Origin of the sequence: Streptomyces drozdowiczii, assembly GCF_026167665.1 — a bacterium.
GTDB lineage: Bacteria > Actinomycetota > Actinomycetes > Streptomycetales > Streptomycetaceae > Streptomyces > Streptomyces drozdowiczii_A.
Genome location: NZ_CP098740.1, coordinates 4,792,498 through 4,807,756, shown reverse-complemented (window position 1 = coordinate 4,807,756; position 15,259 = coordinate 4,792,498). Strand labels below are relative to the sequence as shown.

General features: G+C 71.0%; 15 protein-coding genes and 1 pseudogene. 4 read left to right on the top strand and 12 right to left on the bottom strand.

Going from position 1 to position 15,259, the window contains the following annotated elements; translation table 11 throughout:
* The first annotated feature begins 54 nt into the window (after nt 1–54).
* Nucleotides 55–489, top strand: coding sequence for a Fur family transcriptional regulator (locus NEH16_RS21815; RefSeq protein WP_073965272.1), 435 nt, complete (start codon nt 55–57; stop codon nt 487–489).
* Nucleotides 490–528: 39 nt separating this feature from the next.
* Here NEH16_RS21815 and NEH16_RS21810 read toward each other — a convergent pair whose 3' ends face one another.
* From NEH16_RS21810 to leuA, 4 genes are all read right to left on the bottom strand, one after another.
* On the bottom strand, nt 529–1,347 hold the full coding sequence (locus NEH16_RS21810; protein WP_073965271.1) for an isoprenyl transferase: 819 nt from the start codon (nt 1,345–1,347) through the stop codon (nt 529–531).
* A 21-nt stretch (nt 1,348–1,368) separates the two neighbouring features.
* Nucleotides 1,369–2,115 carry a DNA repair protein RecO gene (gene recO / locus NEH16_RS21805; RefSeq protein ID WP_265544466.1) on the bottom strand — a complete coding sequence of 249 codons (747 nt, stop codon included), beginning with the start codon at nt 2,113–2,115 and terminating at the stop codon, nt 1,369–1,371.
* 184 nt (nt 2,116–2,299) lie between these two features.
* A complete protein-coding gene (locus tag NEH16_RS21800; RefSeq protein ID WP_265544464.1) occupies nt 2,300–2,977 on the bottom strand; it encodes a TerB family tellurite resistance protein in 678 nt (225 codons plus the stop codon).
* A 208-nt stretch (nt 2,978–3,185) separates the two neighbouring features.
* Entirely contained in the window at nt 3,186–4,973 is a 1,788-nt protein-coding gene (gene leuA / locus NEH16_RS21795; protein WP_073965268.1) for a 2-isopropylmalate synthase, read from the bottom strand.
* 315 nt (nt 4,974–5,288) lie between these two features.
* On the opposite strand from leuA, the gene NEH16_RS21790 reads away from it, so the two are divergent.
* Nucleotides 5,289–6,365 (top strand): M4 family metallopeptidase, encoded by a 1,077-nt coding sequence (locus tag NEH16_RS21790; protein ID WP_265544460.1) that lies wholly within the window; start codon nt 5,289–5,291, stop codon nt 6,363–6,365.
* Nucleotides 6,366–6,378: 13 nt separating this feature from the next.
* Entirely contained in the window at nt 6,379–6,645 is a 267-nt protein-coding gene (locus tag NEH16_RS21785; protein WP_073965266.1) for a protealysin inhibitor emfourin, read from the top strand.
* Between the two features lie 38 nt (nt 6,646–6,683).
* Here the strand turns inward: NEH16_RS21785 and era are convergent.
* The 7 genes and pseudogenes from era to NEH16_RS21750 form a co-directional block, all read right to left on the bottom strand.
* Nucleotides 6,684–7,648, bottom strand: a pseudogene (gene era / locus NEH16_RS21780) (GTPase Era).
* A gap of 102 nt (nt 7,649–7,750) precedes the next feature.
* A complete protein-coding gene (locus tag NEH16_RS21775; RefSeq protein ID WP_265544458.1) occupies nt 7,751–8,113 on the bottom strand; it encodes a cytidine deaminase in 363 nt (120 codons plus the stop codon).
* Nucleotides 8,114–8,174: 61 nt separating this feature from the next.
* Nucleotides 8,175–8,528 carry an MmcQ/YjbR family DNA-binding protein gene (locus NEH16_RS21770; RefSeq protein ID WP_265544456.1) on the bottom strand — a complete coding sequence of 118 codons (354 nt, stop codon included), beginning with the start codon at nt 8,526–8,528 and terminating at the stop codon, nt 8,175–8,177.
* Nucleotides 8,525–9,820 carry a hemolysin family protein gene (locus NEH16_RS21765; protein WP_073965264.1) on the bottom strand — a complete coding sequence of 432 codons (1,296 nt, stop codon included), beginning with the start codon at nt 9,818–9,820 and terminating at the stop codon, nt 8,525–8,527. The genes NEH16_RS21770 and NEH16_RS21765 overlap by 4 nt, the downstream gene beginning before the upstream one ends.
* Entirely contained in the window at nt 9,817–10,314 is a 498-nt protein-coding gene (ybeY, locus tag NEH16_RS21760) for an rRNA maturation RNase YbeY (RefSeq protein ID WP_073965263.1), read from the bottom strand. Before ybeY ends, NEH16_RS21765 begins: the two co-directional genes overlap by 4 nt.
* A 9-nt stretch (nt 10,315–10,323) precedes the next feature.
* Nucleotides 10,324–11,376 carry a PhoH family protein gene (locus NEH16_RS21755; RefSeq protein ID WP_073965262.1) on the bottom strand — a complete coding sequence of 351 codons (1,053 nt, stop codon included), beginning with the start codon at nt 11,374–11,376 and terminating at the stop codon, nt 10,324–10,326.
* A gap of 132 nt (nt 11,377–11,508) precedes the next feature.
* Nucleotides 11,509–12,615, bottom strand: a complete 1,107-nt coding sequence (locus NEH16_RS21750; RefSeq protein ID WP_265544453.1) for a PfkB family carbohydrate kinase — start codon at nt 12,613–12,615, stop codon at nt 11,509–11,511.
* A gap of 302 nt (nt 12,616–12,917) precedes the next feature.
* Between NEH16_RS21750 and NEH16_RS21745 the strand changes: the two genes are divergently transcribed.
* Nucleotides 12,918–14,279, top strand: coding sequence for an MFS transporter (locus NEH16_RS21745; protein WP_265544452.1), 1,362 nt, complete (start codon nt 12,918–12,920; stop codon nt 14,277–14,279).
* On the opposite strand, the gene NEH16_RS21740 is transcribed toward NEH16_RS21745, so the two are convergent.
* Nucleotides 14,243–15,235: an adenosine deaminase gene (locus tag NEH16_RS21740; protein ID WP_265544451.1), complete on the bottom strand. Its 993-nt coding sequence runs from the start codon at nt 15,233–15,235 to the stop codon at nt 14,243–14,245. The genes NEH16_RS21745 and NEH16_RS21740 overlap by 37 nt on opposite strands.
* Nucleotides 15,236–15,259 lie beyond the last annotated feature (24 nt).

The window sequence follows — 15,259 nt, the reverse complement described above, 5'->3', positions numbered from 1 at the left end:
GGGCGAGCTGGCACAATGGCCCGACAGATGTACGGGCGACACGAGGAGGCTCCTGTGGCGACGGCGCCGATCAGTGGTACGAACGCGGCTCCGGTACGCGGCCGCTCGACCCGGCAGCGGGCGGCCGTCGCGGCGGCGCTCGACGAGGTCGACGAGTTCCGCAGCGCCCAGGAGCTGCACGACGTCCTCAAGCACCGGGGGGACTCGGTCGGCCTGACGACCGTCTACCGCACCCTCCAGTCCCTCGCGGACGCCGGCGAGGTGGACGTCCTGCGCACCACGGAGGGCGAGTCCGTCTACCGGCGCTGCTCGACCGGCGAGCACCACCACCACCTGGTCTGCCGCATGTGCGGCAAGGCGGTCGAGGTCGAGGGGCCCGTGGTCGAGCAGTGGGCGGAGACCATCGCCAGCCAGCACGGCTTCGTCAACGTGGCGCACACGGTCGAGGTCTTCGGCACCTGCGCGGACTGCGCGAGCGGCGAGCAGTAGGAAACGGGCCGGCGGGGACACCCCCGCCGGCCCTTCCGTTCAGCTCCCCGAGGCCGCGACCTCTTCGGCGCCGCCGAACCGGCGGTCGCGCTGGGCGAATTCCAGACAGGCGCGCCAGAGATCGCGTCGGTCGAAGTCCGGCCACAGGACGTCCTGGAAGACCATCTCGGCGTACGCGCTCTGCCAGATCAGGTAGTTCGAGGTGCGCTGCTCGCCGCTGGGCCGCACAAAGAGGTCCACGTCCGGCATGTCCGGGTAGTAGATGTACTTCGCGAACGTCTTCTCGTTGACCTTCGACGGGTCGAGCCGTCCGGCGGCGACGTCCTGCGCGATCCGCTGCGCGGCGTCCGCGATCTCGGCCCGGCCGCCGTAGTTGACGCAGAAGTACAGCGTCATCCTGTCGTTGTCCTTGGTCTGCTCCTGGGCGACCTGGAGCTCCTGGACGACGGACTTCCACAGCTTGGGCATGCGGCCCACCCAGCGGATGCGGATGCCCAGCTCGTCCATCTCGTCACGGCGGCGGCGGATGACGTCCCGGTTGAAGTTCATCAGGAACTTCACCTCCTCCGGGGACCGCTTCCAGTTCTCCGTGGAGAAGGCGTACAGCGAGAGGTTCTTGACGCCCATCTCGATGCAGCCCTTGAGCACGTCCATGACGACGCCCTCGCCGACCTTGTGGCCCTCGGTGCGGGGCAGGCCGCGCTCCTTCGCCCAGCGGCCGTTGCCGTCCATCACGATGGCGACGTGCTTGGGCACCAGCTCACCGGGGATCTTCGGGGGCACGGCACCGGACGGGTGCGGCTCCGGGGTCTTGTAGTCGCGCCGGTTACGGCCGCCGAGCATCCCGCGTACTGCCATGAGCTTCTCAGTCTCCCTGTGTCACTTCTCTACGTACCGCAGTGAACGCAGCCCGCGCTCCAGATGCCAGTGCAGATACGCGGACACCAGCCCGCTCCCCTCCCTGACATGACGCGCCTCGCACGCGTCCGCCGCCTCCCAGTCGCCGGTGAGCAGGGCGCTCAGCAGGGCGACGGCCTCAGCCGAGGGTACGACGCTGCCGGGCACCCGGCAGTCGCCGCATACGACTCCGCCCGCCGCCACGGAGAAGAAACGGTTCGGTCCGGGCAGTCCGCAGCGGGCGCAGTCGTCGAAGCTGGGGGCGTAGCCGTTGACCGCGAGGGAGCGCAGCAGGAAGGCGTCCAGGATGAGATGCGGCTCGTGCTCGCCCCGGGCCAGTGTGCGCAGCCCGCCCACCAGCAGCAGGTACTGCTGGACCGCCGGCTCGCCCTCGTGGTCGGTGAAGCGCTCGGCGGTCTCCAGCATCGCGGTCCCGGCGGTGTAGCGCCCGTAGTCCGTGACGATGCCGCCGCCGTACGGGGCGATCGTCTCGCTCTGGGTGCACAGCGGGAGACCGCGCCCGACCAGCTCGCTGCCGCGCGCGAAGAACTGCACGTCCACATGGGAGAACGGTTCGAGGCGGGCCCCGAACTTCGACTTGGTGCGCCGCACCCCGCGCGCGACGGCCCGCACCCGGCCGTGGCCCCGGGTCAGTATCGTGATGATCCGGTCGGCCTCGCCCAGCTTCTGCGTGCGCAGCACCACGCCGTCGTCCCGGAACAAGCTCATGCGTCCCATTGTCCGGTACGCCACCGACATCCGGGGCCCGCCCCCGCGAAGCGGCCAGGCCGGCACATGGCCAGGAGCCCGCTCAGGGCGCCGACGGCCGCGTCGGGCCCCCTGGGCCCCGCTGCCGGTGAGATCGGCGGCCAGGAGGCAACGCAGGCCCGCGACGGCGGTGGCGGGCCCGGGATCAGGAGGGCGTACGCGCCGCCTCGGCGAGCAGCCGGGCGGTGTCCTCGGCGCGCAGCCTCAGCGCCCCGCCGACGGTGGTCAGCACCTCGCGCTCGGCGGTGCTGTACGCGCCGTCCGCGAGGGCGATCCGGGCGCCTTGGAGCAGAATCGATTCGCGACCGGTGGGGGCGAGGTGCGGGGCGACCGGTTCCAGCGCCTCGTGCAGCTCGATGGCGAGGGCCGCGCCGCACGCCTCGGCCGCCGGGTCGAAGGCGGAGCCCTGGCCGATGTCGGCGGACAGCACCTCGACCACGGTGGCGAGCTGTTCGGGCGTGCAGTCCTCGAACCCGGCGCCGCGCACGGTCTCGGCGGCGCTCTCCAGGACCGTACGGGAGGTGCTGCCGCCGGCCGCGAGGACGCCGAGGGCCACGGTGTGCACGGCGTCCCTGAGCATCGCGGAGAACCGGGTGGTGGTGGGGTGGTCGAGCGTCTCCGGGTCGAAGTGCTCGTGGCAGGCGGCGCATTCGACCACCGGGGCCGTGGTGCCGCGCCGGAGCAGGGGCACGCCCAGCACGGCGAAGCGGCGGCGGCCGGTGAGGCGGCGGTAGTTGCGGTCACCGCCGCAGCCGGGACAGAAGAACTCCCCGTCACCGGTGGTGTCCCACAGCGTACGGATGCCGCAGATACGCAGCTTCATGGCGCGTTGTCCCAGGGCTGACCGCACGTCGCACACCTCCGTAACACTCCGGCAACACTGCCGTGTCGACGTGATGTTAACCACATCACCGTTGCGCCGTCAGCACCCCGCCGGTCACAACCGCCTGGAGAATGGCCGAACCCCGCCCCCGGAAGCGGGTGGGCGGGGTTCGCGGACCGTACGGTTCCGGGCCCTTTCGGGCGCCGGATCAGCGGGTGGCGCGGTTGACGGCCGAGACGACCGCCTTCAGCGAGGCGCGGGTGGTGTTGGCGTCGATGCCGATGCCCCACAGCACCTTTCCGTCGATGGCGCACTCGATGTAGGAGGCGGCCTGGGCGCTCGCGCCCTCGCTCATGGTGTGCTCGGTGTAGTCCAGCAGCCGGGCGTCGATGCCGATGGCCTGCAGGGCTTCGAAGAACGCGGAGATCGGGCCGTTGCCGGTGCCGGTCAGCACGGTGTCCGTGCCGTCCACGGTCGCCTCGACGGTGATCGTGTCGCGGCCGTCGGTGCCGGTCGTGCTCTGGCCGGAGCGGATCTGCACGCGCCCCCAGGCGTTCTCGGGGTTGGGCAGGTACTCGTCCTGGAAGACGCTCCAGATCGCCGTCGGCGTGACCTCGCCGCCCTCGGCGTCGGTCTTGGCCTGAATGATCCGGGAGAACTCGATCTGCATCCGGCGGGGCAGGTCCAGCTTGTGGTCGTTCTTCAGGACGTACGCGATACCGCCCTTGCCGGACTGCGAGTTGACGCGGATGACCGCCTCGTAGGAGCGGCCGACGTCCTTCGGGTCGATCGGCAGATACGGAACCGCCCACTCGATGTCGTCCACGGTCTTGCCCTGGGCCGCCGCGTCGGCCTCCATGGCGTCGAAGCCCTTCTTGATGGCGTCCTGGTGGGAGCCGGAGAAGGCGGTGTAGACCAGGTCGCCCGCGTAGGGGTGGCGCGGGTGGACCTCCATCTGGTTGCAGTACTCGCTGGTGCGGCGGATCTCGTCGATCTGCGAGAAGTCGATCTGCGGGTCGACGCCCTGCGAGAACAGGTTCATGCCCAGCGTCACCAGGTCGACGTTGCCGGTGCGCTCGCCCTGGCCGAACAGGCAGCCCTCGATCCGGTCCGCCCCGGCCATCAGGGCCAGTTCGGCGGCGGCGACCGCGGTGCCGCGGTCGTTGTGCGGGTGGACGGACAGGCAGACGTACTCGCGGCGCGACAGGTTGCGCGACATCCACTCGAACCGGTCCGCGTGCGTGGACGGCGTCGAACGCTCCACGGTGGCGGGCAGGTTGAGGATGATCTCGCGGCCCTCCTCGGGCTGCCAGACGTCGCAGACCGCCTCGCAGACCTCCAGGGCGAAGTCCAGCTCGGTGTCGGTGAAGATCTCGGGGCTGTACTGGTAGCCGAAGATCGTCTCGTCGCCCAGGATCTTGTCGGCGTACTCCATGACCAGCCGGGTGCCGTCCACCGCGATCTGCTTGACCTCCTCGCGGGAGCCGCGGAAGACCACGCGGCGGAAGGTCGGGGCGGTCGCGTTGTACAGGTGGACGGTGGCGCGGTGCGCACCGCGCAGTGATTCGACGGTCCGCTCGATCAGTTCCTCGCGGGCCTGCGTCAGGACGGAGATCGTCACGTCCTCGGGGATCGCACCCTCTTCGATGATGGAGCGGACGAAGGCGAAGTCCGTCTCGCCGGAGGACGGGAAGCCGACCTCGATCTCCTTGTAGCCCATGCGTACGAGCAGGTCGAACATCTCGCGCTTGCGGGCCGGCGACATCGGGTCGATCAGGGCCTGGTTGCCGTCGCGCAGGTCCGTGGACAGCCAGCGGGGCGCCTTGGTGATCCGCTTCTCGGGCCAGGTGCGGTCGGGGATGTCGACGGCCTCGTAGCGGCCGTACTTGTGGACCGGCATCCCGGACGGCTTCTGCAGCACCGTGGCGTTGGTGATCGGCGTGGGGCGGCCGACGGCGTGCGAGGCGGGGGTCTGGGCGGGGTTCACTTCGGTCATGGCGCAGGGCTCCTCGGGTGTCCTTCTCCGGGACGGCCGACTGTGTTACTGCAACACCAGACTCCGCGGGGAGGGGGTCGGCCTCGACTACAGGCCCTCGCCGCGGCAGCTAAGAAGAAGCAGCCCGAAACGCATGATGCGTCGAGACTAGCCGAGGGGCGCCCGAGACGTGGGTGCCGGTCCAGTATGCGGGATCGACATCCGCCCTTACCCGTACGGGACGACCTAAACACCCAACAGTGACCAATCACTCCATTTCATCAACCCCGATAGCAACCAGTGACATTGCGCTCACGGACTGCCACAGTCGTGTGTATGCAGCCTCGTTCACAGCAGGGGTTCCACCCCGTCTTCTGCACCATCGTCCCGCCCCACGTCCTCGACAAGCTCTCCCAGTCCGACGATCCCGTCCTCGCCGATCCGGCCCGTCGCACCCTGGAGTCCGACGCGGCCCGGCGCACCCGCCGCCAGATGACGACCGTCGCCCGGCCCACCGCCCCCGTCGAGCCGGACGACGAGGGCAGCGCCAAGCCCCACCGCACGCTCTACGACTGCCGCCACGGCACGGACCTGCCGGGCCACAAGGTCCGCGGCGAGGGCGAGAAGCCCACGAAGGACGCCAGCGTCAACCGCGCGTACGCGGGCCTCGGCGCCACCTTCGACCTGCTGCTCACCGCCTACGGCCGGCGCTCCATCGACGGCCACGGCCTCCCGCTGATCGGGTCCGTCCACTACGACGAGAAGTACAACAACGCCTTCTTCGACGGCGAGCAGATGGTCTTCGGCGACGGGGACGGGGAGATCTTCCTCGACTTCACCGTCGCGATCGACGTGATCGCCCACGAACTGGCCCACGGGCTCACGCAGTACACCGCCAACCTGAGCTACTACGGCCAGTCCGGCGCGCTCAACGAGTCGGTCTCGGACGTCTTCGGCTCCCTCGTGAAGCAGTACTCGCTGGGCCAGACCGCCGACCAGGCGGACTGGCTGATCGGTGAGGGGCTGCTCGCGCCCCGGGTCCAGGGCGTGGCACTGCGCTCGATGAAGGCGCCCGGCACGGCGTACGACGACGACGTGCTCGGCAAGGACCCGCAGCCGGCGTCCATGGACGACTACGTCCACACCGGCGACGACAACGGCGGGGTGCACCTCAACTCCGGCATCCCCAACCGCGCGTTCTATCTCCTGGCGACCGCGCTGGGCGGCAGTTCCTGGGAGCGGGCGGGCCAGCTCTGGTTCGATGTGCTCACAGGTGGTGAACTGGCGGTGGACGCGGAGTTCTCGGACTTCGCCCGGCTGACCGTGGCCGCGGCGCGCAGCCGCTTCGGCGAGGGCGACGAGGTGGAGGCCGTCCTCAAGGCGTGGTCGGAGGTGGGCGTTCCGACCGACTAGGAAGGGACACCGCATGCGGATCCAGGTGAGCAGGACCGGCGGCTTCGCCGGCATCGCGCGTCACCACGAGATCGACACCTCAGGGCTGGACGACGCCCAGGAGTGGGAGGCCCTGGCCGGCGCGGCGCTCGCCGACGGCCAGGCCGCCGCGCCCCGGGGCGTCCCGGACGGCTTCAGCTACCGGATAACGGTCGACGGCGAGACCGTGCACTGCGCGGACCCCCGCCTGACCGAGGCCCAGCGCGCCCTGATCTCACGCGTCCTGAAGGAGGGCGCGTGAGACGGGGCACCTGACGGGTCTGAAGGGTCCGGCAGGTCTCAGAACCCGAGCTTGCGCAACTGCTTCGGGTCGCGCTGCCAGTCCTTGGCGACCTTGACGTGCAGGTCGAGGAAGACGGGGGTGCCGAGCAGGGCCTCGATGTGCTTGCGGGACTTGGTCCCGACGTCCTTCAGGCGCTTGCCCTTGGGGCCGATGATGATGCCCTTCTGGCTGGGGCGCTCGATGTAGACGTTGGCGTGGATGTCCAGCAGCGGTTTGTCCGCCGGCCGGTCCTCGCGCGGCAGCATCTCCTCGACGACGACCGCGATGGAGTGCGGCAGCTCGTCGCGTACGCCTTCGAGCGCGGCCTCGCGGATCAGCTCCGCGACCATCACCATCTCCGGCTCGTCGGTGAGGTCGCCCTCGGGGTAGAGCGGCGGGCTCTCGGGCAGGAGGGGGGCGATCAGGTCGGAGAGCAGGTCGACCTGCTGGTCCTTGACGGCCGAGACGGGGATGATCTCCGCCCACTCGAAGCCCAGCTCCTCACCGAGCCGGGAGACGGCCAGCAGCTGTTCGGCGAGCTGCTTGGAGTCGACCAGGTCGGTCTTGGTGATGATCGCGATCTTGGGCGTCTTCTTGATGCCCGCGAGCTCCTTGACGATGTACTTGTCGCCGGGGCCGAGCTTCTGGTCGGCGGGCAGGCAGAAGCCGATCACGTCGACCTCGGCCCAGGTGGTGCGCACGATGTCGTTCAGCCGCTCGCCCAGCAGGGTGCGCGGCTTGTGGAGTCCGGGGGTGTCGACCAGGATCAGCTGGGCGTCCGGCCGGTGCACGATGCCGCGCACGGTGTGCCGGGTCGTCTGCGGACGGTTGGAGGTGATGGCCACCTTCCGCCCGACCAGAGCGTTCGTCAGGGTGGACTTGCCCGCGTTGGGGCGGCCCACGAAGCAGGCGAAGCCGGCCCGGTGGGGGCGGGGTTCTCGGCCTGCCGCGCGGCGGCTTCAGGGTTAGGTCGAACGCTCATGGCGCCCATTGTCCCCGATCCCGGGGGCGGCGGGGCACCGAGGCGCCCGCCACGGCCTGCGGGCCCGGTCCGGACGGCCCCGGGCCCCGCCCCGTAGCGGGGTCAGCCCGCCGTGACGCTGAGCCGCAGCTGTCCGTCCGGCCCGGCGAGCAGCACCGGCGTGCCGGCCCCGCCCAGGTCCCGCACGGCGGCCCGGTCCTCGTCGGAGGGGGCCTCGGCCTCGGAGACGATCGCGGCGGCCTCCAGGGACTTCGCCCCGCTGGCCACCGCCATCGCGACGGCCGTCCGCAGGGCGCTGAGCTTCAGCGACTCCAGCTCCACGGTCCCGGCCACATAGGTGCGCCCGGTCTCGTCCCGGACGGCCGCCCCCTCGGGGACGCCGTTGCGGGCGCGGGCACTGCGGGCCAGGGTGACGATCTTGCGGTCCTCGGCGCCGAGGTCGGTGGTGCCGGTGCTCTCAGTCATGTGCCGAGCATACGAAGCCCGGCGCGGACCGGGGCGGGCGGGAGCCCCGGCCCGGCAAGTCTCAGGGCCGGTCGAGCCGCAGCCGCTCCGCCTTCGGCAGCCCGGCCACCACCAGGTCGTAGCTGTCCTCGATCAGCTCGCGCAGCTTCGCGTCGGGCAGTCCGGAGACGGTGACGGTGTTCCAGTGGCGCTTGTTCATGTGCCATCCGGGCACCACCGCCTCGTACTCCTCGCGCAGCCGCACCGCCTCGTCGGGGTCGCACTTGAGGTTCACGGTCAGCGGCCGGGCGTCCAGCGCGCTGAGCGCGAACATCTTGCCGAGCACCTTGAAGACGGACGCCTCGGGCCCGAACGGGAACTCCTCGGCGCTCGCGTTGAAGCTGAGACAGAAGGCCCTCAGCTGCTGCGGGGTCATTCCGGCGTCTCCTCCTCCTCGGGAGCCACCGGCTCCACCAGCACCGTGACGATCTTGTTGCGCCGGCCCGCCGGGGACTCCGCGGTCAGCCGCAGCCGCCGCCCGTCGGGCAGTTCGACCTCGGAGGACGCGCCCGCGATCGGGACCCGGCCGAGCGCCTTCGCAAGGAGGCCGCCGACCGTCTCCACGTCCTCGTCGTCGTACTCGTCCAGGCCGAACAGGTCGCCGAGGTCCCCGATGTCGAGCCGGGCGGTGACGCGGAAGCAGCCGTTCTCCAGCTCCTGGACGGGCGGCAGCTCGCGGTCGTACTCGTCGGTGATCTCGCCGACGATCTCCTCCAGGATGTCCTCGATGGTGACGATGCCCGCCGTGCCGCCGTACTCGTCGATGACGACGGCGACGTGGCTGCGTTCCTGCTGCATCTCGCGCAGCAGGTCGCCGGCGTTCTTCGTGTCGGGCACGAACGACGCCGGGCGCATCGCGGTGGAGACCGGGTCGGCCTCCGAGTCCCGGTTGATGTGCGTCTTGCGGACCAGGTCCTTCAGATAGACGATCCCGACCACGTCGTCCTCGTTCTCGCCGGTGACCGGGATGCGCGAGAAGCCGGAGCGCAGGGCGAGGGTGAGTGCCTGACGGATCGTCTTGTAGCGCTCGATGCAGACGAGGTCGGTGCGCGGGACCATCACCTCGCGCACCAGGGTGTCACCGAGTTCGAAGACGGAGTGCACCATGCGGCGCTCCTCGTCCTCGATCAGCGACTCCTGCTCGGCGAGGTCCACCATGGCCCGCAGCTCGGCCTCGCTGGCGAACGGGCCCTTGCGGAATCCCTTGCCGGGGGTCAGCGCGTTGCCGATGAGGATCAGCAGCTGCGGGATGGGCCCCATGATCCGGGCCAGCGGCAGCAGCACGTACGCCGACGCGGTCGCGGTGTTCAGCGGGTGCTGGCGGCCGATGGTGCGCGGGGAGACGCCGATCGCGACGTACGAGACGAGGACCATCACGCCGATGGCGACGGCCAGCGCCTCCCAGGTCTCCGGGAACTCCTTCAGGCAGGCGTACGTGACGAGCACCCCGGCGGCCATCTCGCAGGCGACCCGCACCAGCAGGGCGACGTTGAGATAGCGGGTCGGGTCGGCCGCGACCTGCTCCAGCTTGGCGCTGCCGCGCCGGCCCGAGCGGACCGCCTCGGCGGCCCGGAAGCTCGACGTACGGGCGATGCCCGCCTCGGCGCAGGCGGCCAGCCAGCCGACGACGACCAGCAGGACGACGCCGGAGATCAGCGGCAGGCTCACGAGACGGTCGGGGCGGGGGACGGGCCGGTCAGCCCGCGCTCGCCACGCCAGCCGTCCACAATGGCCGCCTGGAGGCCGAACATCTCGGCCTTCTCGTCCGGCTCCTCGTGGTCGTAGCCCAGCAGGTGCAGCACCCCGTGGACGGTGAGCAGCTGGAGCTCCTCGTCCATGGAGTGCTGGGTCTCGGCTTCCTCGCCCTGCTTCTTGGCGACCTCGGGGCAGAGCACGATGTCACCGAGGAGCCCCTGCGGGGGCTCCTCGTCGTCCTTGGCCGGCGGACGCAGCTCGTCCATTGGGAAGGACATGACATCGGTCGGGCCCGGCAGGTCCATCCACTGGATGTGCAGCTGCTCCATGGCCGCGGAGTCCACCACGATCACCGAGAGTTCGGAGAGCGGGTGGATCCGCATGCGCGCGAGCGCGTAGCGGGCGATGTCGAGGATCGCCTGCTCGTCGACCTCGGTTCCGGACTCGTTGTTGACGTCGATCGACATGGTGCGCTGCTACTGCTTCCCGTTGTGACGGCCGCGGCCCCGATGGCCCCCGCCGTCCTGCTCGCCCTTGCTGCTGTCGTACTTCTCGTACGCGTCGACAATACGGCCGACCAGCTTGTGCCGGACGACATCCTGGGAGGTGAGGCGGGAGAAGTGCACGTCGTCGATGCCCTCCAGGATGTCCTGCACCTGGCGCAGACCGCTCTTGGTCCCCGTCGGCAGGTCGACCTGGGTGATGTCACCGGTGACGACGATCTTGGAATCGAAGCCGAGCCGGGTCAGGAACATCTTCATCTGCTCGGCGCTGGTGTTCTGCGCCTCGTCCAGGATGATGAAGGCGTCGTTCAGCGTCCGGCCGCGCATGTACGCCAGGGGCGCGACCTCGATCGTGCCCGCCGCCATCAGGCGCGGGATCGAGTCGGGGTCGAGCATGTCGTGCAGGGCGTCGTAGAGCGGGCGCAGATACGGGTCGATCTTGTCGAACAGCGTGCCGGGGAGGAAGCCCAGGCGCTCGCCGGCCTCGACCGCCGGGCGGGTCAGGATGATGCGGCTGACCTGCTTGGACTGGAGGGCCTGGACCGCCTTGGCCATGGCCAGGTAGGTCTTGCCGGTACCGGCGGGGCCGATGCCGAAGACGATCGTGTGCTTGTCGATCGCGTCGACGTACCGCTTCTGGTTGAGCGTCTTGGGGCGGATCGTACGGCCCCGGCTGGACAGGATGTTCTGCGTCAGCACCTCGGCCGGGGTCTCCGTGCCGTCCGCCTGGCCGTTGTCGGTGGCCTTGAGCATCGCGATCGACCGTTCCACGGCGTCCTCCGTCATCGGCTGCCCGGTGCGGAGCACCAGCACCATCTCGTCGAACAGGCGCTGGATCAGGGCGATGTCCGCCGTGTTGCCCGTCGCGCTTATGTCATTTCCCCGGACGTGGATGTCGGCCGCCGGGAACGCCGCTTCGATCACGCGCAGCAGCGAGTCGCCCGCTCCCAGGAGCATCACCATCGGGTGAGCGGCCGGGATGCTGATGTGGGCACGCGCCTGCGGCTGTGTGGGTGACTGAGTCATGGGCCGGCCCTCGGGCCTGCGCATACCTCCCGTTGCAGGGTTCTCGCTGCTCGAAAACCTCGTGTGCCTCAAGCCTACGACTCCGGACTGACAACACCAGAGGTTTTACCGGGCGGTAGGGGGCCGGTGAGGTTACGCGCGGAAACCGATCGTCGGCACGGCCCGGCGCAGCGGCCAGGGCCGGGCGGCGGCCGGCAGCAGCTCGTCCAGGAAGGCGTAGCGCCGCAGCGCGGCCGGGTCCTGTCCGGCGCAGGTGCGCACCTGCTGCCACCAGGCGGCGATCTCCGCCCAGCCGGGGGCCGAGAGCGAGCCGCCGAACTCCTGGACGGAGAGGGCCGCGGTCAGCCCGGCGAAGGCGAGGCGGTCGGCGAGGGGCCAGCCGGCCAGGGTGCCGGTGACGAAGCCGGCCACGAAGACGTCGCCCGCGCCGGTCGGGTCCAGGGCCTCGACCTCGATGGCCGGGACCTCGGCGGCGGTTCCGGTGGCGGCGTCGACCGCGTAGGCGCCCTCGGAGCCCAGGGTGACGACGGCGAGCGGTACGCGTTCGGCGAGGGCGTGCGCGGCGGCCCGGGGGCAGTCGGTGCGGGTGTAGCGCATCGCCTCCTCGGCGTTGGGCAGGAAGGCGTGGCAGTGCTCCAGGCCGCTGAGGGCGTCCAGGTCCCAGCGCCCGGTCTCGTCCCAGCCGACGTCGCCGAAGATCAGGGCCCCCCGGCGGGCGGCCTCGGCGACCCAGGGTTCGGTGCGGCCGGGGACCAGTGAGGTGACGGCGGCCCGGGCCCTGGGCGGGCAGCGGGGGAAGGCGGGGGCCTCGGGCGAGGCGGTGGTGGGGAGCGCCGGGGCCTCGTGGCCGTGCGAGACCATCGTCCGCTCGCCCTCGTACGCCATGGAGACGGTCACCGGGGAGTGCCAGCCCCGGACGGTGTGCGAGCGGGAGAGGTCGATGCCCTCGCCCTGTTCGAGCGCGTCCCAGCAGTACTCGCCGTAGTGGTCGTCGCCGAACGCGGCGGCCAGGGAGGTGCGCAGGCCGAGGCGGGCCAGCGCGGTGGCCATGTTGGCGACGCCGCCGGGGCTGGAGCCCATGCCGCGCGCCCAGGATTCGGTGCCCCGCACGGGGGCGCTGTCCAGGCCGGTGAAGATGATGTCCAGGAAGACCGTGCCGGTGAGGAAGACGTCGCAGTCGGGGTCCTGCGGGGCGCGCAGTCCGTCCAGCGGGTCGATCTGCGGAATGTCAGCGCTCACCTTGCACTCCCCGGTCGTGACGGTTGCGGCCAGTGTGCCCGATACGCGGCGGTGATGGACGAGTGCGCGCCGCGCGTGTGTTCACGGCTGTTGACCTGCGTAAACATCCGCCGCTACCCATCAGCGAACCGCGTAAACACAAAAGTGGCCCAGATCACAGAACACCGGCTTTCGGTGGGCCGGGAGCACTTGATACAAATTGGCCCGCGAGCACCGTTGGAGACGTACCCGACGGAAGCGCCGATTTCTCGTATTCCCCCCTCTGCCTTCTGCCGTATCTCGGCATGTCTTCAGGAACGCCCATGTCCTCGCGCCCTCGCGCCGCGTGGCCCCTGGTCGCCGTGTTCACCGCCGGTTACCTCGCCGCCTACCTCCTCCCCACCATCGTGGGACGGCTCTCCGTCTACCTGGGCCTGAGCACGGCTCAGGCCGGGCTCGTCGGCAGCGCGCTGCTGCTCAGCTCGGCCTCCGCCGGCTTCTCCCTGGCGGGACGCGTGGAGACGTACGGGCCGTGCAGACCGGCGCGCGCGGGGTTGATCCTGTGCGTGGTGGGGTACGGCTGTGCGGCGCTGGCCGGCACCGTGCCGCTGGTGGTCGCGGGCGCGGTGGTCGGCGGCTTCGGTTCCGGTACGGCGACCGCCGTCGCGGCGGCGGGCATCGCCGCCCAGAGCGACCCGCACCGCACCTCGTCGCTGGGGCTGTTGAGCGTGTCGGCGACCGCGGGCGCCCTGTATCTGACGGTCCCGCACCTGGGCGGCGGCCACCGGCTGCCGTTCGCCTCGATCGCCCTGGTCGCGCTCCTGGTCTGGCCGGCCACCTCCCGGCTCGGCGGCTCCGCACGCGAGGACCAGGCCGGACCGGCCGTCCCCGCGCAGGGCCGGCTGCCGCACCGCCGCTCCGGACTGGTGCTCGCGGGCGGCATGCTCGTCTGGTCGATGGCGCAGAACGCGCTGTGGGGCGTCAGCAGCCGGATCGGCGTGGACCAGGTCGGGCTGTCCGAGGTGACCATCGGTGCCGTCTTCGCCGCCGCGCTCGGCGCCGGGCTGCTCGGCGTGATGGGCGCCGGGGTGCTGGGCTCGAAGCTGGGGCGCGCGGTCCCGATCGGGGTGGGCACCGCCGTCATCGCGGGAAGCATCGTGCTCAGCTCGTCCGCCGGGAGCCTCGGCTCCTTCGCGACCGGCGAGATCCTGTGGAACACCGTCTACCCGGTGGTCCTGTCGTATCTGATCGGTCTGGCCGCATCGCTCGACGTACGCGGCCGCTGGGCGGTCCTCGCGGGGTCCGCCTCGTCCGTGGGCGTCGCCTGCGGGCCGGTGCTCGGCAGTGTGCTGTCCGAGGAGGCCGGCTACCCCGGGATGGGCCTGGTCCTAGGCGCGACGACCCTGCTGATAGCGCTCCCGGTGACCGCGGTGGCCCTGCACATCGGCGGCCGTCCGCTGGTGCCCGGGTCGGTACGCCGCCGGGGCGGTGCGCCGGCGGCCCTGCTGGCGGTCACCACGGGTGCGGTGCCCGGGGCGGTCCCCAAGGTGGGCGCGCCCGAGCAGGCCGTCGCGGAGATCAGCATCCCGGCCCTGCGCCGCAGGCGCCTCGGCAGGAACGCGTTCCGGACGGCCGGCCCGGAGGGCGGTCAGTCGAACGCGTACGCCTCGACCTCGGACAGGTAGCGCGCCCTGCGCTCCTCGTCGTGGTCGAGGAAGGCCGCCTCGAAGGAGTTGCGGGCCAGGGTGCGCAGCTGCTCGCGGTCCAGGCCGAGCGCTTCGTGGACCGCGTGGAAGGTGTCTCCGACGTACCCGCCGAAGTAGGCGGGGTCGTCGGAGTTCACCGTGCAGAGCAGCCCTGCCTCCAGCATCGCGGGCAACGGGTGCTGCTCCAGAGTGTCGACCGCGCGCAGCCGCACGTTGGACAGCGGGCAGAGCGTGAGCGGTACGCGCTCCGCGACCAGCCGCTTCACCAGGTCCGGGTCCTCCATGCAGCGCAGCCCGTGGTCGATCCGCTCCACGCCGAGGACGTCCAGCGCCTCGCGGATGTACGAGGGCGGTCCCTCCTCGCCCGCGTGGGCGACCTTGCGCAGGCCGAGTTCGCCGGCCCGTTCGTACACCTCGCGGAACTTCACGGGCGGGTGGCCGACCTCGGCGGAGTCCAGGCCGACGGCGCTGATCCGGTGCAGGTGCGGCCGGGCGGCCTCCAGGGTCTCCAGGGCCGATTCGGCGGACTGGTCGCGCAGGAAGCACATGATCAGCTGGGTGGAGATGCCGTGCTTCTCCTCGCTGCGCTCCAGCGCCCGGCCCAGGCCCTCCACGACGGTGCCGAGGGGCACGCCGCGCGCGGTGTGGGCCTGCGGGTCGAAGAAGATCTCGGCGTGGCGGACGCCCTGGGCGGCGGCGCGGGCGAGGTAGGCGTCGGCGAGTTCGGCGAAGTCGTCCTCGGTCCGCACCACGGCCATCAGGGCGTAGTAGAGGTTCAGGAAGCTCTGGAGGTCCTCGAAGAGGTACGCGGTGCGCAGGGCTTCGGTGTCCGCGTACGGCAGGGTGACGCCGTTGCGCGCGGCGAGCGCGAAGGCCAGTTCCGGTTCGAGGGTCCCCTCGATGTGGAGGTGGAGTTCGGCTTTGGGGAGGTGCACGGTGATCTCAATCGTTCTCGGGGT